This window comes from Allobosea rubneri (genome assembly GCF_032464875.1).
Taxonomy (GTDB): domain Bacteria; phylum Pseudomonadota; class Alphaproteobacteria; order Rhizobiales; family Beijerinckiaceae; genus Allobosea; species Allobosea rubneri.
Genome location: NZ_JAWDID010000028.1, coordinates 39,149 through 63,292, shown reverse-complemented (window position 1 = coordinate 63,292; position 24,144 = coordinate 39,149). Strand labels below are relative to the sequence as shown.

Below are 24,144 nucleotides of genomic sequence, written 5' to 3'. Positions count from 1 at the left end.
GCTGTCGGGGCGGATCATGGGGTAAGGCTAGGCCCTTGTCCTGGTGGCGAGGCTGCCCTTGCGATCTCACAAGAGCGCCGGCAGTCTTTCGTTGCCGGCAGCAGACCGTCCAATCGAGCACGTTCTACTGCTGCTTTGAGAAGAGTTTCTTCAGCTGGGCTTTTTGCCAATGCCCAAAAGTAGAACAGGCGCAGCGCTTCGGCCTCGGTCGAACAACATCGGTACTCAGCCCTGCCGATCGTCGGCATCCTGAATTTCAGGGCTCGGCCGGCCGGGAGCTCCCCAAGGCGTGCAGGTCCAGCGCAACGTGCTTGGTCGAAATATCGTCGGGATCGGCCGTGATCTCGAAGCCGAGGTCTCGGCAGAGCGCGAGCATCGGCCCATTCTCCGCCAGGACCTGGCTATGGACGCGCTGCACCTTCTCGGCCTTGGCCCAGTCGATGATCAGCTCCATCAGCGCGCGGCCGAGCCCGATGCCCTTCAGATCGGAGCGCAGCAGAATCGCGTACTCCGCCTCGGCGTGCCCGGGCGCGGCATGGAGCCGGACGGCGCCGGCCGCTTCGCCGCTGTCTTCCTCGATGGCGATGAATGCGATCTCCCGGGCGTAGTCGAGCTGGGTGAGGCGGGCGAGGAAGGCGTGGCTGAAGGTCTTCAGCGGCGCGAAGAACCGCAGTCTGAGGTCCTCCGCGGTGACGCGCGCCAGCATCGCGCCGATCAGCAGTTCGTCCTCCGGCTTCATCGGGCGGATGAAGAAGCGCCGCTCGCCCAGCGCAAGCCGCCGCGTCCAGCTGTTCGGGTAGGGCCGGATCGCCGGACGACGGCGGCGGGCCGGGTCAGGCTCGAGCACGACACGCGCGTCGACCGCGACGACGCCGCCGGCATCGGCAAGGATCGGGTTGAGGTCCATCGCGCGGATCTGGGGAAGCGCCGAGGCGATGTTGCCCACCGCGACGAGGACCTCGGCGATCGCGCGCCGGTCGGCAGCAGGAACATCGCGATAGGCGGCGAGGATGCGGGAAACCCGCGTCCGGGCGATCAGGCTCTCGGCCGAGGCGAGGTCCAGCGGCGGCAGCGCCACCTGCGTATCGGCGATGAGCTCGGCCGCCGTGCCGCCGCGGCCGAAAACGATCACCGGCCCGAAGCACGGGTCGACCGAAAAGCCCGCGATCAACTCTCGCGCCTTGGCGCGGTGCGCCATGGGCTGCACGAGAAATCCGGCAAGCCGGGCTTCCGGCCGCAGCTGCCGCAGGCGCTCGGCCATACGATCCGCGGCGTCCCGGACTGCCTGCTCATTGGCGAGTTCGAGTTCGACCCCGCCGACATCCGATTTGTGCGCCACATCGGGCGAGACGATCTTGAGTGCGACGGTGCGACCGGCCGCGAACTGTGCCCTGGCCGCTTCGGCGGCCGCTGTGGCATCGGCCGCGATCACCAGCCCCAGCGTCGGAATTCGGAACAGAACGAGCAGCTGCGTGACCTCGTCCGGCTCCAGCCAGGCGCGGCCCTGGGCGATGGCCCGATCGACCAGCGCGGCGGCGGCATCGATGTCGGGCTGATCGCTCTCGTCGAGCGCGGGTGGCGTCGCCATCAGCTCCTTGAGCAGCCTTGCGTGCCGGGTCAGATGCTCGAAGCCGACGATCGCCGCCTGCTCTGTCGCGAAGGAGGGGATGCCGGCCGATGCGAAGAACCGCGAAATCTCTTCCCCGCCGCCGACCCACACCGCCAGAACCGGCTTCCGAAACGCTGGTGCCGCGTGGGCCTCGGCCACGGCGCGGGCGCAATCCCCGGAATCGTCGGGCGCAAGCGGCGCGTTGAGCGCCAGGACCGCGTCGACATCGTTCCGGGCCAGAAGGCGGGAGACCGCCTCCCGGTAGTCCTGCGCCGTCCGCACGATCTCCGGCTCCGGGAGCCTCTGCTCCGTGCCGGCGGCTTGCCTCATCCGGGCGGCTGCGAGCGCCGCCAGCCCATCGCCATTGCTGACGATCGCCAGCCGGCCGGAATCGGCGGCGCGGGCGCGCCCGAGCGTCTCGGCAGCCGCAAAGAGCTCGTCGAGATCGTCGACCCGCAGCAGGCCGGCGCGGTGAAAGGCCGCGTCGTGCGCGGCATCGCTGGTCACGATCAGGGCTGAATGCGTCAGGGCGGGCCATGGCGGCTCCAGGCGCGGCGGCTTCAGGACCAGCACTGGCTTGAGCCGTGCCGCGGCGCGGGCCGAAGACAGGAAGCGCGGGGCATCGGTGACGGCGTCGATCGTCAGCAGGATGGTGCGTGTCGACGGGTCGGCCGTGAAATGATCGAGCGCGTCGGCGATGTCGACATCGGCGCTTCCGCCCAGGGTCACCACACCGGAGAGACCGATACCCCGCCGCGCGGCCCAGGCCAGTATCCCGGCCGCCACGGAATTGGACTGCGCAATGAGCGCGACAGAGCCAGCGGCCAGCTGCACGGGGACGGCCGTCGCATTGAGGCCGAGACGGGGCGCGGCGAGACCGAGCGAGTCCGGCCCGATCAGTCGCATGCCGCCGGCCTCTGCCGCGCTCCGCAGACGCTCGCCATCGGCGGCTTCCCCATCGGGCACGAGGAGCCCGGCACAATCGCGCCCTGCCGCAGCTGCCATCACCTGCTCCGCGACCGCGACGGACGCGATGAGAAGATCGGACGGCGCAAGCGCAGGAAGGGCGTCCACGTCTGGAAGCACGGTGAGCGCGCCGCGATAGGACCCCGAGCGGATCTGGCTGGCCAGCAGCTCTGCCTTGAGACAGCCGGCGATCACCGTGATCCTGGCGGGTTCAAGCGCGCGTCTGAGCAGGGCGAGCGTCATGGTTCGGGGATTTCCGTGCCGAAGGAAGTCAGCGGATACGATTCTCGGCGAACCGGCTAGCGCCCTTCCCAGACGCTTGGCCGGAACTGACTAGCACGCGGCAACCTCCGCTCTTTGCGCTGGATTGCACGGACAATTCATTCGCTGATTGCCGGCTGAGCCATCGTGCCAGTAGGATCGCCGCGGATTGCGCATTGCGGCAGACTATCACCGGCAAGCCCCTGCCCACCATCGATAGATGCCCATCACCATCATAAGCGCCGACAGGGTGAAGATGTCATGGTCGGGGAGTGCGTCGCTGACCTCTTCTCTCCGATGGCTGGGCGGAGCGGGCACCCATGACGATGCCGCAGCAAACACGTCAGTCGCCAAGCGAGCAGCCAATCGGGCCGATCTCGCGATCAAACCCGCCGTCGTGCTGACTGCCCTTCGTGAGGTCGATCAGTGCTTCCGGGCCAGTACTCTTGCGTGCCAGCCTGTCCCTCTCTGCCTCACCGGCGGCGAGGGCAGCTCGCGATCACGACGCAGAGCGACAGGGCTCCGCACGTTACGAGAATACGTCGAAGCGCTCCTGATCTCTTTGTCCATTTTGGTCCGCAGCTTTTGCTTTCGCTGGGCGTTCCTCGATTTGCTTCGATTCGCCCGTGGGCGCGGGGGGGCTCCGCCGCAAGTTGAGTGGCCATCGCCGGACTGCTTATCGCTCGTTCGCAGCGGTCACCTGCGGGGCGCGGTCACGCGCTTGTGAACACCCGGCAGCGACCTGCGCATCGTCCAGAGCCTTAAAACTAAGAAATTATTACTAACGGCGTAAACTGATTGATACGGGCGAAGCATCTGGAGAAATCGATAGATAAAAATAGGACACCGAAACCCTGCCGAAGGGCAGTATGCTCTGTTCGCAAGACCTTGACGTCCTGTGATTTCAAATCTTTAATCTCGGTGATTCGTTGTTGGTTTTGGCGGAAGGCACCGAATTCTAAGGCTCCGGCAGTTCGAAACAACCTGTGGAGGCGTCATGGCTTTCAAGGCGACGGATTTCGGCCTCAAGATTTCGACGACTGGCGACAAGAATATGCTGAGCGCCCGGCCAGGCCATGTCCTGGCTGGCGGTACGGGGGGCATGAGCAGCCCCATCCCAGACTCCCAAGGCATGTGCATCCGGCTGGGCAACCGCCGCGCTGCCATTCCCATGTGCGTGTTTCGAGGGCGAGCGCGTCGGGCTTTTCACGTCTCGGAAGGCCGCTCGATCAGCCTAGGCCGACGCGGGTGCGCTTTCAAGAGCTCACGCTAACAAGGGCGCCTCACTTGGCGCCATCCTGATTTCGCCTGTACCTGCGCCTGAATAGATGCCCGTTCACAACGAGCGCGAAACGCAGGGCTGCCACATGTCTGTCATCTGCCGCGTTGTTCTCACGAAAACCTCCTTTGCATTGCGCCGTCGCATGGCTCGGCGATGCCTCTCGGTCAACGCGGTTGCAAGATGAATCGAATTTAGATCCCGCGGACCATCTCGTTTCGTCAGTAATCCCTGCTCTTGAAACACCTTGTCGGTCAGATCCGAGACAAAACGCATTCTGAGGTTCTTGCCTGCTGATTCAACCCTCTGTGACTATAATCCAGGGAGATATGCGATGCGGAGCTGCAGCAGTGAAGTAATCAAGGGACTAAAAACGATTACCTTTCTGGGTGCGACGAGTCTCTCTGCAATTGCTGCATACTCCAGTCTCTTTCCGTCGCCATCATGGGCCGCCTGCACCAACGGACCGGGCAATTATACCGGTGAGGTAACGTGCACCAGCGCGGGCGCCGTGAATTTCACGATGACCGGCCCGGCGACGATAACCGTCCCGAATGCGGCTGTGGTCCACAACGGTATTCTCGCGGAAGTTACCGGAAATGCTGCCTCGGGGACGGCGGCTGTCAGCGATACGACAGTCATAAATAACAATACAACATACCCGTCCATCGGTGTGTACATGCTGATATCGTCGTTCAGTTCGGCCGGAAGCGGTACGCTGACGATGACGGGAACCAATTCCGTGACGACTGCGAATGGAACGTCCGTTGAGACAAATGTTCGTGGAACCGGAAGTGCCACAACGAACATATCCGGGACGATCACTGTCAACAGCCTTGTGACGAATACCGACGACAACGATGGCATCGAGACCACGACGCATGGCGGCGGAAACGCCACGCTGAACATGCCGGACGCGTCCGGCACGGTCAACGTCAAGGGCGGCAACGGGATACTGATCGATTCTCTCGCCGCTGGCGGAAACATCAGCGGAAATGTCGGATCCGGCCTCACGATAAATCTGGACAATACCATCGCGGGTGCGAACAACGCGCTGAGGCCGAACTCCGGAATTTACGTGACGACCCTTGGTGTCGGCACGATCGGCCTGACGACCGGGGCTGCGATCATCACGTCGGGACCCCGTGCCGCCGGCATCCGGGGGGATGCCAGGCTCGGAAGCGTCACCATCACCAATTCGGGCCCGATCACGACGTCAGGCAACAACAGCAGCGGCATCATCATCGACACTTTGACCAATGGCGCGAATGCCTCCGGCGCGATTTCCATCACGAGCAGCAACAGCATTGCGACCGCGGGCAGCCAGAGTCACGGCATCGTCGCCACCGCGACGAGCACCTCGACCGGGGCCGCGGGTGCGGTCACGATCTCCAATCAAGGGTCTGTGACCACGACGGGCGCCAACAGCAACGGCCTTCAGGCAAGCGTAGCCGGCACCACGGTCGGAGCCGTGACCGTGACCAGCGCGGGTGCGTTGAATGCCAGCGGAAACTTCTCGGCCGGTATCTATGCGTTCGGCAACCGCGCGGATGTAACGATCGGTGCCGGGGGCAGCGTGTCCGGCGGCTGGCAATCCGATCTGGCGAGCGTCGGGCTGAGCGGCGTGCCCGCCAGCGGAATCGCGCTTGGATCCCGCGGGACGGGAACCACGTTGACGAACAATGGCGCAGTGGGCGCCTTGTCGGATCGCGCCATCGTCGAGCTCGATCGCTTCGGCATCGGCGCGCTCGGGCCGCTGAGCATCGTCAACAACGGCAATGTCACCGGTTTCATCCAGCTCGGTGCCGGCGATGCGACCTTCAGGAACTTGACGCCCACTTCCTTCGACATGCGCCACTTCGCCGATACCAATGGCGATGGCATCCGTGACACCAAGCGCGTTGCGATTTCCGATTTCGGCGCCGGCAACGACCTGTTTCTCAACGAGACCAATGGTGTGGTGCGGCTTGCTCCGGTCGCAGCGGCAGCCGCGACAGATCCGGCCGGCTACTACCGCCCGACGACCGGCATCGACAGCAGGGCGCTGGAGGCCAGTTTCTACGATTTCACGCGTGCGGGCCTGCTCCAGGGCCAGATGGTCAATCTCGAGCGCTTCAGCAATGCCGGCGTCATCGATCTGAGGGGCACGGTCACCGGCAATACGCTCTTCATTACCGGTGGCCCCGGTGTGGTTGGCGGAGTGCCCCAAGCTGGCAATGGCGTCTACATCTCCAATGGCGGCCAGCTCCTGCTCAACACCGTGCTCAACTCCGGCATTCCGCCCGGGGGCCAAACCAACAGCTACTCTGACATGCTGATCGTCGACTCGACCCAGACGGGTCCTGGAGGCGCTACGCGAATCCTGATCACCGCCGATCCGGCTTCGGCTGGCGCGCTCACCCTCGGCAACGGCATCGCGCTGGTCGAGGTACGCAACAAGACCGCTTCGGCCGGGGACGCCTTCGTGCTGGGCAGTCGCGTGGCGAGCGGAGCCTACGAGTATCTGCTCTATCACAACGGCGTTGGCGGGGATTCTGCCGATGGCAATTGGTACCTGCGGAACACCGTCGAACCGCCTACGCCCACGCCGCCGACACCGGTACCGCCTACACCAACGCCCCCCTCGCCAGAGCCGCCGGCGCCCGTGCCGCCGGTCCCCCCGTCGCCGACCCCCACTCCCACGCCGACTCCGACGCCGAACCATCGTGTCGAGGTTCCCGTCGACATGGTTGTGCCGGCGCTGGCGAGCCGACTGGGGCTCGCGATGCTCGGCAGCTATCATGATCGGGCAGGCGAGGATTACCCCGATGCCCTGCCGCAGCCGGCGCCGGTCGCGCCAATCTGGTGCAAGGATCCGGCCCGCAACTTCCGCTGCCTGCCGACGGCCGAGCAGAATGCCGCCTATGCCGATGCGGCGACCGGCGAAGGAGGCCGCCGTTTCGCAGGCTGGGGTCGTGTCTTCGGTGAGACCGGCTCGGTCGGTTACGGCAACCGGGGCGGTCAGTTCGGGATGCTCGGCAAGTTCCTTCAGAACGGCCCGTCCTACGATTACGATCTCGGCGGCTTTCAGGTCGGAATGGACCTCTATCGCAAGCAATACGACAGTGGCATGCGCGACATCGCTGGCCTCTTCGTCGGCTTCGGCCGGATCGAGAGCGATGTCAGGGCGGTCCTGGGCGGCAAGGCGGGCTCGACCTCCATGGACGGCTATTCCGTCGGAGCCTATTGGACGCGAAAGGGAGCTTCCGGCTGGTATGTCGATGCGGTGGTGCAGGCCACCTGGTACGATCAAATCCGGGCGCGCTCGGTACTGGGTGAGACGCTGAGCACTGACGGGTGGGGTTTCGCAGCCTCGCTCGAAGGCGGCTACCCGATTGCGCTCGGTGCCGGCTGGACGATCGAGCCGCAGGCTCAGCTGATCTACCAGCGCATCTCGATCGATGGCGCTGCCGACCGCTTCGGCCGGATCAGCTATGACGACACCGACACGCTCTATGGCCGCCTCGGCGGCCGGCTGACGAAATCCTGGACCCTCGACAGCGGACGCCCGATCACAACCTGGGCCCGGGCCAATGTCTGGCATAGCTTCGGGGACGACGCCAAGACCAGCTTCGCCAGCCTGCAGGGGCTCAACCCGGTGACTCTCGGGACGAGCCTTGGCGGTACGTGGGGCCAGGTCGGGCTCGGCGTCGCCAGTCAGGTGACGAGCAATGTCAGCCTCTTCGCCACGGCCGACTACAACTTCGCGCTCGACCAGGGCAAGGGGACGAGCCTGGGCGGCCGCGCCGGCATCAAGGTCGTCTGGTAACTGGGCGGCGGTGTGACCGACAAATCGGAACGCGGTGCGCAATCGCCGGGACTGCCTTGCGGTAGCGCAGCGTCCTCCGGGTTGTCGCGCCGCCGCTGGATCGAAGCGGCCTTCGGCGGAGCGTTAGCTCTGCCGCTGGCGGGATGCCAAGCGGATACCGAGCGTCCCCGTGGCAGAGATGGGTGGTTCGTGCCTGGCGAGCCGTTTCCCGTGCGTCGCGTCAATCGCGAGCGGTTCGAGCCCACCTTGCGACCGACCATCGTGGCAAACGTCACCGGTCAGGAGCCGGGAAGCATTCTGATCGATACCGCCGGAAGACATCTGTATCTGAGCCGGAGCAGGGATCAGGCTCTGCGCTACGGCATCGCCGTCGGGACCAGCGGCTATGCCTGGAAGGGCAGCGCGACGGTAGGCCGGATGGCGCGCTGGCCCGCCTGGTACCCCACGGATGAGATGCGGCGCGACGCGCCCGGAATCCCGGCGCGCATTCCGCCGGGCGACGATAATCCGCTGGGCGCGCGGGCGCTTTATCTTTACCGGAATGGGCGTGACACGCTCTACCGCATCCATGGCACCAGCGAGCCCTGGACGATCGGTACCCAGGCCTCTTCCGGCTGCATTCGCATGTTCAACGAGGACGTGATCGCGCTTTACGACCAGGTTCATGTTGGCATGAAGGTCGTGGTCCCGTGATGGGACAAGCCTGCCGCATCGGCCCTTCGATCTCGCTCACTTCGAATTGACGAATGGCCTGCTGCCGGTTGGGTGGATACCGCGATTGGATATCTCATGAAGCCGGGCGTGGCATATCCAGCGACTGGAAGTTTGGGCGTGAGTTGGAGATCGAGGCGGTTCGTTTGATCGGGCAGGGGCGCGCAAGCGGCGCCGGACCTGGATGCGCATGAGAAACCACTGACATCGCCAGCAGCGAGTGATCCCAGGGATGAGCTCGCTGTGCACGGATTCGCGCCGAAGCTCGCAAAGGTGCCGCCCACATCGGATCGTTTGAGCTGCTCCGGTGAAACGCGCCTCGCGTCGGGGAGGCGGGCTTGGATCGTCGCCTTGAGCGCCGGCGCTGCCGCTCAGGGCGACGCCTGCGCCTGCCGGCGCGCGCGCAGCACCTCGCGCGGCAGCACGCCGGTCTGACGCTCGACCATGCGGTGCACGACCGGCGGCTCGGGCCCGATATGCAGGCCCCTGACCCGGTCGCCGATTTCGGCGTCGGCCTGGGTGACGCGCTGGGCCTGGCGGACATATTCGACCCAGGTCGGGCTGTCGTAGCGCTCGATCCAGAGCTCGGCATCGGTCAGATCGCGCAGCAGCGACCAGTGGCGGGCGCCGTCGCGGCGGCGGATGCGCCGGCGTTCCTCCATCGCCTTCAGGAACTCGACCACATCCTCCTGCCTGATCCGCCATTCGATGGTGACGAAGACCGGGCCGCTGCGCGGCTCGATATCGACCGCGACCTCGGGCTTTCGCCAGCGGCCGAGCGGATCGAGATTGAGCGCCTCGAGTGGCGGCAGCTGATAGCGCAGCCCGACGGCCGCGCCGAAGACGAGCGCGACCGCCGCCGCGCTGAGGCCGCCGGCGGCGCCGGAATGGAGGGTGACCCAGCCCCAGGCCCAACTGCCCGCGGCCATGCCGCCGAAGGCAGCCATCTGGTAGAGCGCGAGCGCGCGCCCCACCACCCAGCGTGGCGCCGACAGCTGCACCGTCGAGTTGAAGGTCGAGAGCGCCAGCACCCAGCAGGCGCCGCCGACAGCAAGCGCCGGCATGGTGAGCCACATGGTGGGGCTCAGCCCCACAACCAGGGATGCGGCCGCATAGGCCAGGAAGGTCAGGCGCACGAGGGTTTCGGTGCTGAAGCGGCGGCGCAACCGGGCGCTGAGGAAAGCGCCAGCGACCGCGCCGGCGCCGAAGGCTCCGAGCAGGATGCCGAATGTCAGCGGGCCGCCGCGCACCAGATCGCGTGCGATAAGCGGCATCAAAGCGAGACCGACGACACCGCCGAAGCCGAAGAGGAAGGCGCGCAGTAGCACCGCGCGGATGTTCGGCGACATCGCGACATAGCGGAGACCGGCGCTCATCGCGAGCCACAGCGTCTCGCGCGGCAGCACGCGCTCGACACGCGGAGGCTGCCAGCGGGCCAGCACGACGAGCAGGCCGATATAGCTGAAGGCATTGACGACGAAGGCGGCGACCGCGCCGGAGGCGGCGACGATGGCGCCGCCGATCGCCGGGCCGACGCTGCGAGCGATGTTGAAGGCGACGCTGTTCAACGTCACTGCCGCCGGCACCTCGGCTCGCGGCACCATGTCGCCGACCGAGGATTGCCAGGCCGGGTTGTTGAGCGCGTTGCCGCAACCGAGCAGGAAGGTGAAGACAAGCAGCGGCCAGGGCGAGAGCAGCCCATACCAGGCGAAGACCGCCAGCATGGCCGAGACGGCGAGCATGAAGCCCTGTGCCGTCAGCATGATCCTGCGGCGGTCGTAGTTGTCGGCGATCGCGCCGGCGGCCAGCGAGAACATCATCACCGGCAGCGTGGTCGAGGCCTGGACGAGCGCGACCATGTCCGGCGAATCCGAGAGCGAGGTCATCAGCCAGGCGGCGCCGACCATCTGAACGAGGCCGCCGAAGTTCGAGACGAGGCTTGCGATCCAGACCGCACGGAAAATCGGCTGGCGCAACGGCGCGAAAACCGCATAGCGGCCGTAGCGAGGCTTTTCGCCCGCGGCGGCCAGGTCGGCTTCGGCGGTCTCGGCCGTGGTCTGCGTGGCGGGCTCTTGCGGCATGTCACAGTTAGAGCATGCCGGCGGGCGATGGGAAGCTGCGCTTCCTCGCTTTTGCGGGGATCACGATCTCAGGGCGTGATATGCGGGCGCATGGTTGCACGCCTTACTCTCGTTGAAATCGCCAGCCGTCAGCAGGAGATCAAGAAGAGCCGCTTCGCTGCGGTTGCTGGTCCCATCGCCGACGAGGCGGCAGCAAAGAGTTTCATTGCGGCGAGGTCAGATCGGGCGGCCAATCACAATTGCTGGGCATGGCGCTTGGGGCAGCGGTACCGCTTCAGCGACGACGGCGAGCCCAGCGGGACCGCCGGCAAGCCAATCCTGGCCGCAATCGACGGGCAAGGCCTCGATGGCGTCGTTGTTGTCGTGACACGCTGGTTCGGAGGCATTCTTCTGGGAAGCGGCGGCTTGATCCGTGCCTATGGCGGAACGGCGGCCCTGTGCTTGCGCGAGGCTGAAAAGGAGGCGCTTGTCGAGACGGTCTCCGGGACGGTGACATGCGGCTTTAGCGATCTGGCGCTGGTTCAGGCGCGTTTGGGCGCTCTTTCAGGCGTGCAGGCTGCCGTCCAGGCCTTCACGGAGGGCGGCGCCATCCTGTCGGTGTCGGCGCCCAAATCGGAAGCAGGCGGCGTCGAGCGACTGCTATCGGATCTGACCAGCGGACGGTCGGTGATCGGATGGAGCCGATGAGCACGGCAGACCAGCCGCAGGCGGCGAGCGCGCGCGAACTGCGGAAGTTGCCCCTTGCGTGGAAGTGGACATCTCGATCGACGCTGCCAGGAGCGAATGCAGTCGAAAGTCCGGCGCAGCAGCCACTGCGGTTGCCCATGACAGCGATGCGCCTGCAGTCGATCTAGCGCTTCAAGCCTCCCGGCTTGTCTTCCGCGCTCTGCGGTCAGATCCAGATCTCGTGGTCAGCGGACTTGCCCGCGTCGCCCCCGAAGACGGCCGGGCTTGCCCTCGATGCCCTGGTGCCACGCCCCCGGGGCCTGCCGCGATGGAGAAACCGCTCCGGGTTGACTGCGGCGTTTCAGCGGAGAAGCTGTAGAGGCCGGCATCGCAGAGGACACGCCTCTGGACGAAGGCGCGCCCGCAGGGTTGCCATGTCCTTTGCCGCATCGCGGGGGCCGGTTTCGCCGCGCCTTGTCTGCGAGGCGATCGCAGTCGACGCCGCACCGGTGCGGGATCTCATCGAGGCGCAGACAGGGAGCATCGCAATGGCAAGAACGATGAAGGCGGCGGTCGTGCGCGAATTCGGGCGACCGCTGTCGATCGAAGAAGTCGCGATACCGGAGGTCGGGCAGGGCCAGATCCTGGTGAAGATCGAGGCGTCGGGCGTATGCCATACCGACCTCCATGCCGCGGATGGCGACTGGCCGGTCAAACCCAAGCCGCCTTTCATAGCCGGTCACGAAGGCGTCGGCACCGTGGTTGCCATCGGCGCAGGGGTCAGGGCGGTGAAGGAGGGTGACCGCGTCGGCGTTCCCTGGCTGCACACGGCCTGCGGCCATTGCCGGCATTGCCTCGGTGGCTGGGAGACGGTCTGCGACGAGCAGCAGAACACCGGCTACTCGGTCAATGGCGGCTTCGCGGAGTACACCTTGGCCGACCCCAACTATGTCGGCCACCTGCCCGACGCGCTCGGCTGGGAAACCGCCGCTCCGATCCTCTGCGCCGGGGTGACTGTCTACAAGGGCCTCAAGGAGACCGACACCAAGCCCGGGGACACCGTGGTGATCTCAGGCATTGGCGGGCTCGGGCACATCGCCGTGCAATATGCGAAAGCGATGGGGCTCGATGTCATTGCCGTCGATATCTCCGAGGAGAAGCTGGCGCTCGCCCGGGAAATGGGCGCTTCGGCCACGGTGAATGCGATGACAACCGACCCGGTCGCCGAAGTGCAGGCGCTGTGCGGCGGTGCCCAGGGCGTGCTCGTGACCGCCGTCTCTCCGAAAGCGTTCAGCCAGGCGCTCGGCATGCTCTCGAAGCGCGGAACCATGGCTCTGGTCGGCCTGCCGCCGGGAACCTTCGATCTCGACATCTTCGAGACCGTGCTGATGCGGAAGACGATCCGCGGCTCGATCGTCGGCACGCGCCTCGATCTCGCGGAGTGCCTGCAATTCGCCGGGGAGGGGAAAGTGAAGGTTCACTACTCCGTCGAGCGGCTGGAGGACATCAACGGCATCTTCGACAGAATGCGGAAGAACCAGATCGACGGCCGTGTCGTCATGAGGATGTAGCAGGGGCGCGCACGGGCTTGAGCGGGAGTTCGTCTCACGCCGCAGCAAGAAAACTGTCGCCGCAAGGAAGAGGTTACCGGTCTCGCTGCCAGGAGAAAACGGATGGCACACGACTTCAGGAAGGTCTTGATCGGGCTGGTACCGGCCGATGAGAGTGGCGGGGCGACGGCTGCCGTGCGCTTCGGCGTCGGGCTTGCGCGACATTTCGGGGCGGCCCTGACATTCCAGGCTATCGTCCCGCATGTGACGTTGCCGTACAGCGTCGTCGGCGGCTTTGCCGCCGGCATGGTTGCCGAGGAGAACAAGCGGCGGCGTGAACTTGTCGAGGCCGCGGCCGCCGCGGCCAGGGCCTTGGCGGACGAGGCCGGTTTGGCCTGCGTCGCCGATCTGCCCGATCTGGCTCTCGAGGAGCTTGCGGAGCGCTTCATCCAACAGGCGAGGCTGCAGGACGTGACGGTTCTCGATGCGGGTGACGATCTGCTGGGCAACAATCGCAGCATGATCGAAGAGGCTTTATTCAACAGCGGTCGCCCCTTGATCGTGATCCCCAAGACGGGTGGCAACCCCGCGCCAAAGCGGATCGCGGTCGCATGGGACGGAAGCGCCCGCTCGGCCCGCGCGGTCGGCGATGCGCTGCCTCTGCTGGCGGCCGCGCAATCGGTCTCCGTCGTCGTCATCGGGGGCGAGAAGGATCTGAGCCGCGTCGCGCCTGCCAGCGGCTTGATCGGCTACCTCGAGCATCATGGCGTGAAGAGCGATCTGGTGGCCCTTGAGGCGGTCGGCGGCGATGTGGCCGAGACTTTGCGTCGGCATGTCCTCGACAGCGCGGTCGAACTCGTCATCATGGGGGCCTTCGTGCATTCGCGCTTTCGCCAGGCCGTCCTGGGAGGAACGACGCGCTCACTGCTCGAAAACAGCCCCGTTCCCTTGTTCCTCGCCTACTGAGGGGCCCCTCCGAGCCAACTGGAGAGTTCCCGAAACGATGCTGCAGCTGGCGGGTTGCCGCTTCGCGTCCGTGCTGTCCGGGAGCAGGCTCCTTGTCCGAGAGGCGGGACGGCCGTTGCTCAGATCACGTAGTCGCTCACCCCGCGCGCCGCCGCTTGCGAACGCCGGACGAGGTCGGCGATCGTCGTGTTGTCGACGATTTCGGCGATCGCGTCGCGGACCTCGCCCATCACGGCGCGCACCGAGCAGGCTTCGGTGTCGCTGCAATCTTCGCAAGGGCGGTAGGCCGAGCGGCTGGCGCAGGCGATCGGCGCAACGGGTCCCTCGAGCGCCCTGATCACGGCGCCGACCATGATTGTGCGAGCCGGTTTCGCCAGCGCGTAGCCGCCGCCCGGCCCCTTCTTGCTGCGCAGCATGCCGGCATTGCGCAGGTCGAGCAGGATCGCGTCGAGAAACTTCTTGGAGATGTTGTTCTTCTGCGCGATCTCGGCGACCTGCGCGGTCGCGCCCGCTTCGAGCCCGGCGAGATGAATGATGGCCTTGAGGCCGTACTTGCCCTTGCTGGTGAGCACGGCGCCCCGTCTTGCCGCGTTGTGATCGAACGGTGATATTATCGACTTCGCCGACCGCAACAAGGCAAAGCCCCGTTGGCCCCGGTCGAAAGAGCCGCCGGGGTCGCCAGGATGACGGGGAGGGTGGGGCGTGGCGGTGGCTGAAACAATTTGTCACGATCGAGCCGGGGTCGCTCGCGCTAGAAGGGGCTTTCGCCGTAGGCGAGCAGGGATCAGCAAGCCGTGACCGACACCGCCGCCGCGAGCGCTGCTCCGCTCGGCTCTCCCGAAGCCCATATCCTCGTCGTCGACGATGATCCGCAGATCCGCTTCCTGGTCAGCCGCCTGCTGCGCGCCAATGGCTATCGCGTCAGCGCCGCCGCCAACGGCCGGGAGATGAACGATTTCCTGCAGGGCGCGCCGGTCGACCTGATCGTGCTCGACGTCATGCTGCCGGGCTCCTCCGGTTTCGACCTCTGCAGTGAATTGCGCCGCAGCTCGGCCGTCCCGGTGATCATGCTGACGGCGCGAGGCGAGGAGAATGATCGCATCGCCGGGCTCGATCTCGGCGCCGACGACTACCTCGCCAAGCCGTTCAGCCCGGGCGAGCTGGTGGCGCGGATCAATGCGCTGATCCGGCGGGCCCGCCGGGCGGTGAGCCAGGCGGGAGCAACCCCGGTCCGGACCTACGCCTTCTCCGGCTGGGCGCTCGACATCGTCCGTCGCGAGCTGGTCGACCCGCACGGCACCATCGTCGATCTCAGCACCGGCGAATTCGACATGCTGCGCGCCTTCGTCGAGGCGCCGGGAAAGGTCCTGACCCGCGAGGCGCTGCTCGACATCGCCAAGAACCGTGTCGCGACGGGGTTCGACCGTGTCGTCGACGTGCAGATCAGCCGCCTGCGCAAGAAGATCGAGGCCGATGCCGGCGGCGACGCCATGATCAAGACGGTGCGCGGCACCGGCTACATGTTCCTGCCGCAGGTCGAGCGCCGATGAACTGGCGTGCCGCCGATACCATCCAGTCGCGCACCGTCATCGTCCTGCTGCTGGGGCTCGGCCTGTTTCATCTGCTCAGCCTATGGAGCTATCAGGTCGGCCTGCGCTCGGAGGTCGATCTCGCCAATGAGAGCCGCCTGGCCGAGCGGCTGGTCACCATCAAGCGTGCCGTGCTGGCGCTGCCGGTCGGCGAGCGCGAGACGATCGCCCATTCGCTCTCGGGCGGGCCGATCGAGGTGCACTGGAGCGCGACCGAGCTGACCGCCGGCGGCGCGGGGGCCAACGCCGGTCCCGAGCTCGAGACGTTGCGGGCCAGGCTGCTCGAGCTTGCGCCGGAGCTCGCGCAGGAACGCCTGATCCTCTCCGCGCCGCGCCTGCCCGAGGGCGGCGTCGATTCGCATCAGTTCCAGCTCTCGATCAAGGCCCAGGACCAGGGCTGGGTGAACTTCAGCGTCACAAGGCTCAGCGGGCCGCATGGCAGCATGCACGGCATCGTCTGGTCGACGAGCCTGATGGCGCTCGGCGTCGTCCTCGTCGCGATCCTGATGGTGCGCTGGCTGACGCGGCCGCTGCGCATGTTCGCCGATGCCGCCCGCCGCGCCTATGTCGGGGCGGAAGCGCCGCAATTGCCGATTGAGGGACCGGCCGAGGTGCGCGAGCTCGCCAGCGCCTTCAACGACATGCAGAACCGGATCAAGCGGCTGATCGATGAGCGCACCCAGACGCTGGCGGCGATCTCGCACGATCTGAAGACGCCGCTCACAAGACTGCGGCTACGGGCGCAGGAGCTGCGCGAGGCGAAGGGCGTCCGGGACGAGGCGCTGCCCCCCGCGATCGATGCCGATCTCGACGAGATGGAGGCGATGCTCGACGCCAGCCTGACCTTCCTGCGCGGCGAGCGCAGCGAGGAGCCGCTGCGCGATTTCGACCTTGCGGCCCTGCTGGAGACGATCAAGGACGATGCGCTCGATGCCGGTCACGACGTGATGCTCGAAGGGCCGGCCAAGCTGCGCTGGCGCGGCCGGCGCCTGCTTCTGAAGCGCGCCCTGACCAATCTCGTCCACAATGCCGCGCGCTATGGGGGACGGGTCAGGATCAGCCTGTCGCGAGCCGCCGGAGAGGCGCTCATCCTGATTGACGATGACGGGCCGGGACTGCCGGAGAGCCAGCTCGAGCAGGTCTTCATGCCGTTCGTCCGGCTCGAAACCTCGCGCAGTCGCGAGACCGGCGGCGTGGGTCTTGGCCTCACGATCGCCCGCGGCGCGCTACGCGGCCATGGCGGCGACGTCACCTTGCAGAACCGCCCGGAAGGTGGCCTGAGGGCGCGGGTCTGGCTGCCGCAGCCGGGCGCGGAGGCGGCTCCTAGCCACTGAAATAATATGTAACACCGCGCCGGAGGCCGCTTCGCTAGTTTCGCTTTGCCCACTGATTCACCGAGCAAAGCCAGCGAACGATGCCGATAGAGCCACCACCGCGTCCTCTCCGACGTTCTTGCACGATGCGCCGCGTCGCCGTCGGCGCCGCATTCTCTGCCCTGCTCGCAGGCTGCACCGCGACGGTTCCGCCGATCGCCGGCCGCCATCCGGCCGATGCCAGCGTCGCCGTCGCGGCGCCATCCTATGTCGCGGTATCCGGCGCCAAGCCACTGCGTCCTGTCGACCCCAAGGGTTGGCAGGATCTCAACCGCCAAGTGACGCCGAAGGGGCATTGATCGTGAAGCTGCGGACCCTAGCCCATGGCCGTCGCGGCCTGCCTTTCGCGCTCGCTGCCTTCCTCGGCGGCTGCGCCTCCTTCTCGCCTGATGCCGGTCTCGACGTCGCGCGGAATGCCGCTTTCGCCGAACTCAACAAGGATGTCGTCAAGATCAACGACGTCGCCGGCGCGATCAGCGCGAAGGCGCGCGTCGACCAGTTGCTGAAGAAGCCGCTCACCGCCGACGCCGCGGTGCAGATCGCGCTGCTCAACAATCGTGGCCTGCAGGCCGCCTTCAACGAACTGGGCGTCGCCGAGGCGCAGATGGTCGCAGCGAGCCTGCCGCCGAATCCGGTCTTCGGCATCTCCAAGCTCTCGGGCCGCTTCGAGGTCGAGATCGAGCGACAGATCGCCGGCAGCCTGTTTGCGCTCGTCACCCTGCCTTTCCGCGCCGAGATCGCCCGCGATCGCTTCCAGTCGCAGCAGTTGCGCACGGCCGAGACCGTGATGACGCTTGCGGCCGACACCCGCCGGCAGTTCCATCGCGCTGTCGCTGCCAGCGCCCAGGTCGGCTTCATCGAGCAGGCCAAGGGCTCCGCCGAGGCTGCCTCCGAATTGTTCAAGCGGCTCGGTGAATCCGGCGGCGTCAACAAGCTCGATCAGGCTCGCGAATACGCCTTCGACGCCGAGCTCGGCGCGCAGCTCGCCCAGGCACGGCTGGTGCAGCGCCAGGAGCGCGAGCGGCTGGTGCGCATGCTCGGCCTCTGGGGCGATGACCTCAAGTTCAAGCTGCCGAACACGCTTCCGCCGCTGCCGCGGCTGCAGAGCGCCAAGGCCATCGAATCCGAAGCGCTGCGCAAGCGCATCGACCTCCAGGTCGCGCGTGCCGATCTCGACGTGCTCGCCAAGTCGCTCGGCCTGACCAATGCGACGCGCTTCGTCAATGACATCGACCTGCTCGGGCGGCGTACCTATGACCGCGGCCGCAGCATCAACGATCATGGCCATGTGGAGCGCGAATCCAGCCGCAGCCGCACCGTCGAGCTCGAGATCGAGATCCCGATCTTCGATTTCGGCCAGTCGAAGGTCGTCCAGGCCGAGCAGAACTACATGCAGGCGGCCAACAAGCTGGCTGAGAAGGCGGTCAACATCCGCTCAGAGGCGCGCGAGGCCTATGTCGGCTATCGCGCCACCTATGACATCGCCCGCCAGTACCAGAACAATGTGCTGCCGTTGCGCAAGATCATCCAGGACGAGTCGCTGCTGCACTACAGCGGCATGCTGATCGACGTGACGCAGCTCATCACCGATGCGCGCGCCCGCATCCTCTCGAACGTCGTCGCGATCAATGCACGGCGGGACTTCTGGATCGCCCATACCGACCTCAAGCATGTCGTCATCGGCGGCGGCTCGGGCGGAGGCGGGGCCACCGTCGCCGCTGCGAGCGGCGGCGATGCCGGCGGCGCCGGCGGTCACTAGCGAGCGGGGAACGACAGCATGACCATTTCACGCAGAGGCTTCATCGGCACGTCCGGCCTCGTCGTCGCCGCGGCCGGCGCCGTCTCCGGCCGCACGGCCTTCGCTTCGGTGCCGGAGGCGCCGACCATGAAGGAGGCATCGACCCAGGCGCCGCTCACCCCTACCAGCGGGCCGGACTACCAGCCGGTCGCGACGCTCAACGGCTGGACCTTGCCGTGGCGCATGAACGGCGACTGGAAGGAGTTCCATCTCGTTGCCGAGCCGGTCGAGCGCGAATTGTCGCCCGGCATGAAGGCCTATCTCTGGGGCTATAACGGCCAGTCGCCGGGCCCGACCATCGAGGCGGTCGAGGGCGACAAGGTCCGCATCTTCGTCACCAACAAGCTGCCGGAGAGCACCACAATCCACTGGCACGGCCAGCGCCTGCCCAACGGCATGGACGGCGTCGGCGGGTTGAACCAGCCGCATATCCCGGCCGGCAAGACCTTCGTCTACGAGTTCCAGCTGCGGCGCTCCGGCACCTACATGTACCACCCGCACTCGGACGAGATGGTCCAGATGGCGATGGGCATGATGGGCTTCTTCGTCGTCCATCCCAAGGACCCGGCCTTCCGCCGCGTCGACCGCGACTTCGTCTTCCTGCTCAACGCCTTCGACATCGAGCCTGGCTCCTATGTGCCGCGGGTCAACGAGATGACCGATTTCAACATGTGGTGCTGGAACAGCCGCGTGTTCCCGGGCATCGACCCCTTCGTCGTCGGCAAGAACGACAAGGTCCGGATCCGCTTCGGCAATCTGACGATGACCAACCACCCGATCCACATGCATGGCTATGAGTTCAAGGTGTCGTGCACGGATGGCGGCTGGGTCGATCCCGCCGCTGCCTGGGACGAGGTCTCGATCGACGTCGCCGTCGGCCAGATGCGCGCCTTCGACTTCGTCGCCGACGAGCTCGGCGACTGGGCGATCCATTGCCACAAATCGCATCACACGATGAATGCGATGGGACATGACGTGAAGAACTATATCGGCGTCAGCAAGAAGGACCTCGCCAAGCGCATCGCCAAGATCGCCCCGGGCTACATGCCGATGGGTTCGAACGGCATGGGCGAGATGGGCTCGATGGAGATGCCACTCCCCCAGAACACCCTGCCGATGATGACCGGCTTCGCCCAGTTCGGCCCGGTCGAGATGGGCGGCATGTTCTCGGTGGTGAAGGTCCGCGAGGGCCTGGCGAAGAACGACTACAAGGATCCCGGCTGGTTCAAGCACCCCGAAGGCACCGTCGCCTACGAATACAAGGGGCCGAAGCTCGCCGAGGCGCCGCGCACGGAGGGCCCCGACAGCGGGGCGCCCTCGGTCGACTGGCGCGTCAAGGACCGGCGCAAGCCGAGGCTCGGGCCGGACGGCAGGCCGCTTTCCGGCGCCAAGACCGGCGGACATTCCAATCACTGAAGGCGCAATCGCAAACGGAGCACGCCGATGAAGACGCAGATCAGATCCATCGCCCTTGGCGCCGTCGCGGCCCTGGCGCTTTCGGCGACGGCGTTCGCCGGTCCCGGCGGCGCCGGCCACGGCCATGGCGACGAGACCGCCTACGGCAAGCCGGGCGATCCGAAGAAGCCGGCCCGCGTCGTCCAGGTCTCGATGACCGAGCGCGACGGCAAGATGCTGTTCATCCCGGACAGGGTCGAGGTCCGCCGCGGCGAGCAGGTCCGCTTCCAGCTCCGCAACAATGGCGAGCTCGACCATGAGCTGGTCGTCGCGACGCTGGAGGAGAACCTCAAGCATGCCGTCGAGATGCAGAAGAATCCCGACATGGAGCACGACGATCCGAACGCCAAGCGTCTCGCGCCGAAGAAGACCGGTGAGATCCTCTGGCAGTTCACCAAGGCCGGCGAGTTCGATTTCTCCTGCCTGATCCCCGGCCATCGCGAGGCCGGCATGACCGGCAAGGTCATCGTCAAGTGAGCCGCCAGACAAAACCCGAGAGGAGTTCTTCCATGCGTACCGCCATCACCGCCTTCGCCTTTGCTTCGCTGCTTGCCGTGTCGGCACTCGCCCAGACGCCACCGCTGGTCAACGGGACGATCAAGAAGGTCGATACCGCCCAGGGCAAGCTCACCGTCGACCACGGCCCGATCAAGAACCTCGATATGGATGCCATGACGATGGTGTTCCGGGCCGGCGATCCCGAAATGCTCAAGACCGTCAAGGCCGGCGACAAGATCAAGTTCACCGCCGAACGCGTGAACGGCCAGATTACGGTCACGAAGATCCAGAAATGAGCCCCTGGCACGCCCTCGCGATCCTCCGGCCGGCTTGCCTGGCCGCGGTGATCGCGCTGGGCGCGCCGCAGGTCGGCCTCGGCAGCGACGGGAACCTGCAATCCGTGCTGCTCGAGGCCGGTTGTCCCCGTTTCCAGCTTGAGAAGCTGTTCGACCGGGACGGGGTGACGAGCTATCGTGCCAATTGCTTCGGCTCGGCGCACAAGGTCGTCATCGTCAGTTGCATCAGGGGTGTCTGCGCCCGCGACGGGACGCAGGAAGAGCAGCCGGAATGAGGGCTGCGGCTTCGCCCGCCAGAAGGAGAGTTCGAATGCTTACGCGTCGTGGCCTGATCGCCGGGGCCCTTGCCTGCTCCGCGTCGCTGCCTCTCGCAGCCCAGGAGGCGGCTCCGGTCGTCACTGTCTATCGCAGCGCCTCCTGCGGCTGCTGCGGCGCCTGGGTCGACCATATGAAGAAGGCCGGTTTCGAGACCAAGGTGGTGATGACCGAGGAGCTGGCGGCCCGCAAGCGCGAGTTCGGCGTGCCGGATGCCGCCGAATCCTGCCACACCGCGATGGTCGACGGCTATTTCGTCGAAGGCCACGTGCCCGCGGCCGATGTCCGCCGCCTGCTGCGCGAACGTCCCCAGGCCCGCGGTCTCGCCGTGCCGGAGATGCCGGTCGGCTCGCCCGGCATGGAAGTCCCCGGCGTCAAGGCCGATCGCTACGACACCTGGCTGATCGCCAAGGACGGCTCCCACACCGTCTTCGCCAGCCACTGACCAGAAGCCCGGGAGCTGATCCGGGCATTCGTCGTTTTCTGTCGTGCCGCGCGTCCCGCCTCGAATTGGCGCGGGGCGCGCGGCAGTTGTGTTCAGTGCCCGGCGGCGGCCGGCTCGATCAGCTTCGCCAGGTTGAGCAGGCGCAGATCCTGCCCGGCGACGGCGCTCAGCATCAGCCCGCCCGAGAGCTTGTCGCCTAGCGGCATCGGCAGCGAGATCGAGCACAGGTCGAACAGGTTGCCGAAAGCGGCATTACGCAGCATCAGCCGGTTGGCGGTGAAGAAGGCGTCGTCGCTGGCCTCCAGCGCGGCGATCGTCGGCGCCTCGATCGGCACGGTCGGTGCCAGGAAGCCGTCGAGCCCGTCGAGAAGCGCTGCGAGCTTGCCGATTAGCCTGCGGCGCGTCTGCATCGCCGCGATATAGTCGGCGGCCTTGTAGGAGGTGCCGAGCGAGATGCGCGCCGCGACGCGCCGGTCGAAGGCCTCCGGCTTGCTCGCGATCGCTTCGCGATGCACCGCGGCGGCCTCGACGGCGACCAGCGGCACCGAATAGGCGGCCATCATCTCCTGCCAGACCGCGTCGAAATCCACTGGCTCGACGGCGACGCCGAGACGGGCGACGCGCTCGATCGCCGCCTCATAGGCCTTGACCACCGAGGGGGCTGCCTCGGCGAGGAAGCCGCCGCGCGCGACGCCGATGCGGAAGCGACCGGGCTTGAGCCCCTCGGCAAGCGCGAAGGGGCGGCCGGCCAGCACCGAAAGCAGCCTTGCGCAGCCCGCGACGTCCTTCGCCAGCGGGCCGATCACGTCGAGGCTCGGCGCGAGCGGGAAGCAGCCTTCGTCGGGAACCGAACCATGGGTCGGCTTCATGCCGACGATGCCGTTGAGCGCCGCCGGGATGCGGCAGGAGCCGCCGGTATCGGTGCCGACGGTCAGCTCGGAGGAGCCTTGCGCCACGGAAACGGCCGCGCCGGAGGAGGAGCCGCCGGGAATGCGTGCCGCATCCAGCGCATTGCCGGGCGTGCCGAAGGTGGCGTTGAGGCCGAGGCCGGAGAAGGCGAACTCGCTCATATTGGTCTTGCCGATGATCACCGCGCCGGCCTGGCGCAGCCGGGCGACGATCGGCGCATCCTGCGCTGCGGGCGCTGCGCCCTTGAGCAGGCTGGAGCCGGCCCAGGTGGTCTCGCGGCGAACGTCGAACAGGTCCTTGATCGAGACGATCGTGCCGTCGAGGGGGCTGAGCTTGAGCCCGGCAGCCCGGCGGGTGTCGGCGGCGTCGGCTTCGGCGCGCGCGGTTTCGGCGAGGAGGCGGGTGAAGACGGGGCTGCCGTCGCCGATGCGGCCGAAGATGGATTCAAGCTGGTCGCGGGCGCTGCGTGACATGGGAATCGACCTCGGTTTGGGCACCGCTTCCGGCGGCGTCTCTGGTTAGCGCATTCCGTGGTCGAAGAAACCCCGCCCGGGGCTCAGGCCGCCTCGCCGCAGGGGCTAGGCAGGGTGGAGCGGCGCTGGATCAGATCGTCCCTGGCGAAGAGCTCGGCCAGCCAGTCGACGAAGACCCGGACCTTGTTGGAGAGATGCCGGTTCGGCGGATAGACGATGTGCAGCGGCTTGGGCGCCGTGCACCAGCCGGTGAGCAGCGGCACCAGCCGACCGGCGGCGATGTGCTCCTGCGCCATGAAGGTCGGCACCTGCATCACGCCGAGGCCGGCGAGCCCGGCGGCGAGGTAGCCGGTCCCCTCGTTAAGCGAGACGACATAGTCGCCGCGCACCTCGATCGTCTCCTTATGGGTCGCGAAGGTGAACGGCAGGATCCGGCTGGTCCCGGCGGCGCGATAGCCGATCACCTTGTGGCCGGTTTCGAGGTCGAGCGGATGTTCCGGCGTGCCGTGCCGGGCAAGGTAGTCCGGTGCGGCGCAGGTGACGAGCAGCATCTCGCCGACGCGCCGCGCGATCAGGCTCTGGTCCTGGATCTCGCCGGCGCGGACCGCGAGATCGAGATTCTCGCCGATCAGGTCGGCCGGGCGGTCGCCGAGGCCGATATCGATCTGGATTTCCGGATAGCGCGCCAGGAAGCCGGGGAGGGCGGGCAGGATCACATCGATCGCCAGGGGCGCGCTGACGTCGAGGCGCAGGCGCCCGCTCGGTCGCGCCTGCGACGATGCCATGCTGGAATCGAGCTCGTCGATCTCGCTGAGCACGCGCAGCGCCCGCTCGTAATAGGCGGCGCCGTCCATGGTCACGGTGACGCGCCGCGTCGTGCGGTTGAGCAGTTGCGCTCGCAAATGGCCCTCGAGCTGCTGGATCAGCTTGGTCACGGTCGGCTTGGGCAGGTCGAGCAGCTCTGCCGCACGGGTGAAGGTGCCGACCTCGACGACGCGCACGAAGGCGCGCATGGCGTTGAGCTGGTCCATCCAGATCTCCTGGCTGATCCGGGGATTGTTTCCATACAGAAACAATGTGGGAGCGGATCGGCGGT

The 24,144-nt window shown here is 66.7% G+C and carries 19 protein-coding genes; 14 read left to right on the top strand and 5 right to left on the bottom strand.

Going from position 1 to position 24,144, the window contains the following annotated elements; translation table 11 throughout:
- Window positions 1–256: 256 nt before the first annotated feature.
- Complete coding sequence (locus tag RKE40_RS17945) at window positions 257–2,818, bottom strand: bifunctional acetate--CoA ligase family protein/GNAT family N-acetyltransferase (RefSeq protein WP_316019600.1); 2,562 nt, start codon at window positions 2,816–2,818, stop codon at window positions 257–259.
- A gap of 1,808 nt (window positions 2,819–4,626) precedes the next feature.
- On the opposite strand from RKE40_RS17945, the gene RKE40_RS17940 reads away from it, so the two are divergent.
- Together RKE40_RS17940 and RKE40_RS17935 are read left to right on the top strand one after the other, a co-directional pair.
- A complete protein-coding gene (locus tag RKE40_RS17940; RefSeq protein ID WP_316019599.1) occupies window positions 4,627–7,923 on the top strand; it encodes an autotransporter family protein in 3,297 nt (1,098 codons plus the stop codon).
- Between the two features lie 12 nt (window positions 7,924–7,935).
- The gene (locus tag RKE40_RS17935) at window positions 7,936–8,616 is read left to right on the top strand and encodes a L,D-transpeptidase (RefSeq protein ID WP_316019598.1); all 681 of its coding nucleotides are present in this window, start codon (window positions 7,936–7,938) and stop codon (window positions 8,614–8,616) included.
- Window positions 8,617–9,005: 389 nt separating this feature from the next.
- Here RKE40_RS17935 and RKE40_RS17930 read toward each other — a convergent pair whose 3' ends face one another.
- The gene (locus RKE40_RS17930; RefSeq protein ID WP_316019597.1) at window positions 9,006–10,715 is read right to left on the bottom strand and encodes an MFS transporter; all 1,710 of its coding nucleotides are present in this window, start codon (window positions 10,713–10,715) and stop codon (window positions 9,006–9,008) included.
- A gap of 90 nt (window positions 10,716–10,805) precedes the next feature.
- Here RKE40_RS17930 and RKE40_RS17925 point away from each other — a divergent pair, with 90 nt between their 5' ends.
- From RKE40_RS17925 to RKE40_RS17915, 3 genes are all read left to right on the top strand, one after another.
- Complete coding sequence (locus RKE40_RS17925; RefSeq protein WP_316019596.1) at window positions 10,806–11,402, top strand: IMPACT family protein; 597 nt, start codon at window positions 10,806–10,808, stop codon at window positions 11,400–11,402.
- Between the two features lie 527 nt (window positions 11,403–11,929).
- The gene (locus RKE40_RS17920; RefSeq protein ID WP_316019595.1) at window positions 11,930–12,952 is read left to right on the top strand and encodes a zinc-dependent alcohol dehydrogenase; all 1,023 of its coding nucleotides are present in this window, start codon (window positions 11,930–11,932) and stop codon (window positions 12,950–12,952) included.
- Between the two features lie 102 nt (window positions 12,953–13,054).
- Window positions 13,055–13,897 (top strand): universal stress protein, encoded by an 843-nt coding sequence (locus tag RKE40_RS17915; RefSeq protein WP_316019594.1) that lies wholly within the window; start codon window positions 13,055–13,057, stop codon window positions 13,895–13,897.
- A gap of 119 nt (window positions 13,898–14,016) precedes the next feature.
- Here the strand turns inward: RKE40_RS17915 and RKE40_RS17910 are convergent, their stop codons facing one another.
- Window positions 14,017–14,469 (bottom strand): RrF2 family transcriptional regulator, encoded by a 453-nt coding sequence (locus tag RKE40_RS17910; RefSeq protein WP_316019593.1) that lies wholly within the window; start codon window positions 14,467–14,469, stop codon window positions 14,017–14,019.
- Between the two features lie 222 nt (window positions 14,470–14,691).
- Between RKE40_RS17910 and RKE40_RS17905 the strand changes: the two genes are divergently transcribed.
- From RKE40_RS17905 to RKE40_RS17865, 9 genes are all read left to right on the top strand, one after another.
- Window positions 14,692–15,447: a response regulator gene (locus RKE40_RS17905; RefSeq protein WP_316019592.1), complete on the top strand. Its 756-nt coding sequence runs from the start codon at window positions 14,692–14,694 to the stop codon at window positions 15,445–15,447.
- Complete coding sequence (locus RKE40_RS17900) at window positions 15,444–16,820, top strand: ATP-binding protein (protein ID WP_316019591.1); 1,377 nt, start codon at window positions 15,444–15,446, stop codon at window positions 16,818–16,820. The genes RKE40_RS17905 and RKE40_RS17900 overlap by 4 nt, the downstream gene beginning before the upstream one ends.
- A gap of 125 nt (window positions 16,821–16,945) precedes the next feature.
- A complete protein-coding gene (locus RKE40_RS17895; RefSeq protein ID WP_316019590.1) occupies window positions 16,946–17,158 on the top strand; it encodes a hypothetical protein in 213 nt (70 codons plus the stop codon).
- 2 nt (window positions 17,159–17,160) lie between these two features.
- Entirely contained in the window at window positions 17,161–18,618 is a 1,458-nt protein-coding gene (locus tag RKE40_RS17890) for a TolC family protein (RefSeq protein ID WP_316019589.1), read from the top strand.
- An 18-nt stretch (window positions 18,619–18,636) separates the two neighbouring features.
- Complete coding sequence (locus tag RKE40_RS17885) at window positions 18,637–20,073, top strand: multicopper oxidase family protein (RefSeq protein WP_316019588.1); 1,437 nt, start codon at window positions 18,637–18,639, stop codon at window positions 20,071–20,073.
- A 27-nt stretch (window positions 20,074–20,100) separates the two neighbouring features.
- Window positions 20,101–20,589 carry a cupredoxin domain-containing protein gene (locus RKE40_RS17880; RefSeq protein WP_316019587.1) on the top strand — a complete coding sequence of 163 codons (489 nt, stop codon included), beginning with the start codon at window positions 20,101–20,103 and terminating at the stop codon, window positions 20,587–20,589.
- 32 nt (window positions 20,590–20,621) lie between these two features.
- Window positions 20,622–20,906: a copper-binding protein gene (locus RKE40_RS17875; protein WP_316019586.1), complete on the top strand. Its 285-nt coding sequence runs from the start codon at window positions 20,622–20,624 to the stop codon at window positions 20,904–20,906.
- Window positions 20,903–21,181, top strand: coding sequence for a hypothetical protein (locus RKE40_RS17870; RefSeq protein WP_316019585.1), 279 nt, complete (start codon window positions 20,903–20,905; stop codon window positions 21,179–21,181). Before RKE40_RS17875 ends, RKE40_RS17870 begins: the two co-directional genes overlap by 4 nt.
- A 35-nt stretch (window positions 21,182–21,216) precedes the next feature.
- On the top strand, window positions 21,217–21,666 hold the full coding sequence (locus RKE40_RS17865; RefSeq protein ID WP_316019584.1) for a DUF411 domain-containing protein: 450 nt from the start codon (window positions 21,217–21,219) through the stop codon (window positions 21,664–21,666).
- Window positions 21,667–21,758: 92 nt separating this feature from the next.
- Here the strand turns inward: RKE40_RS17865 and RKE40_RS17860 are convergent, their stop codons facing one another.
- Together RKE40_RS17860 and RKE40_RS17855 are read right to left on the bottom strand one after the other, a co-directional pair.
- Window positions 21,759–23,048, bottom strand: a complete 1,290-nt coding sequence (locus RKE40_RS17860; protein ID WP_316019583.1) for an amidase — start codon at window positions 23,046–23,048, stop codon at window positions 21,759–21,761.
- A gap of 83 nt (window positions 23,049–23,131) precedes the next feature.
- On the bottom strand, window positions 23,132–24,079 hold the full coding sequence (locus tag RKE40_RS17855; RefSeq protein ID WP_316019582.1) for a LysR family transcriptional regulator: 948 nt from the start codon (window positions 24,077–24,079) through the stop codon (window positions 23,132–23,134).
- Between the last annotated feature and the right edge of the window lie 65 nt (window positions 24,080–24,144).

Excerpts from the sequence above, each read along its gene's own strand:
- RKE40_RS17880 (WP_316019587.1), top strand. The coding sequence starts at position 20,101 with ATGAAGACGCAGATCAGATCCATCGCCCTTGGCGCCGTCGCGGCCCTG.
- RKE40_RS17855 (WP_316019582.1), bottom strand. The coding sequence starts at position 24,079 with ATGGACCAGCTCAACGCCATGCGCGCCTTCGTGCGCGTCGTCGAGGTC.
- RKE40_RS17915 (WP_316019594.1), top strand. The coding sequence starts at position 13,055 with ATGGCACACGACTTCAGGAAGGTCTTGATCGGGCTGGTACCGGCCGAT.
- RKE40_RS17860 (WP_316019583.1), bottom strand. The coding sequence starts at position 23,048 with ATGTCACGCAGCGCCCGCGACCAGCTTGAATCCATCTTCGGCCGCATC.
- RKE40_RS17925 (WP_316019596.1), top strand. The coding sequence starts at position 10,806 with ATGGTTGCACGCCTTACTCTCGTTGAAATCGCCAGCCGTCAGCAGGAG.
- RKE40_RS17885 (WP_316019588.1), top strand. The coding sequence starts at position 18,637 with ATGACCATTTCACGCAGAGGCTTCATCGGCACGTCCGGCCTCGTCGTC.
- RKE40_RS17920 (WP_316019595.1), top strand. The coding sequence starts at position 11,930 with ATGGCAAGAACGATGAAGGCGGCGGTCGTGCGCGAATTCGGGCGACCG.
- RKE40_RS17900 (WP_316019591.1), top strand. The coding sequence starts at position 15,444 with ATGAACTGGCGTGCCGCCGATACCATCCAGTCGCGCACCGTCATCGTC.
- RKE40_RS17870 (WP_316019585.1), top strand. The coding sequence starts at position 20,903 with ATGAGCCCCTGGCACGCCCTCGCGATCCTCCGGCCGGCTTGCCTGGCC.
- RKE40_RS17945 (WP_316019600.1), bottom strand. The coding sequence starts at position 2,818 with ATGACGCTCGCCCTGCTCAGACGCGCGCTTGAACCCGCCAGGATCACG.
- RKE40_RS17875 (WP_316019586.1), top strand. The coding sequence starts at position 20,622 with ATGCGTACCGCCATCACCGCCTTCGCCTTTGCTTCGCTGCTTGCCGTG.
- RKE40_RS17895 (WP_316019590.1), top strand. The coding sequence starts at position 16,946 with ATGCGCCGCGTCGCCGTCGGCGCCGCATTCTCTGCCCTGCTCGCAGGC.
- RKE40_RS17865 (WP_316019584.1), top strand. The coding sequence starts at position 21,217 with ATGCTTACGCGTCGTGGCCTGATCGCCGGGGCCCTTGCCTGCTCCGCG.
- RKE40_RS17930 (WP_316019597.1), bottom strand. The coding sequence starts at position 10,715 with ATGCCGCAAGAGCCCGCCACGCAGACCACGGCCGAGACCGCCGAAGCC.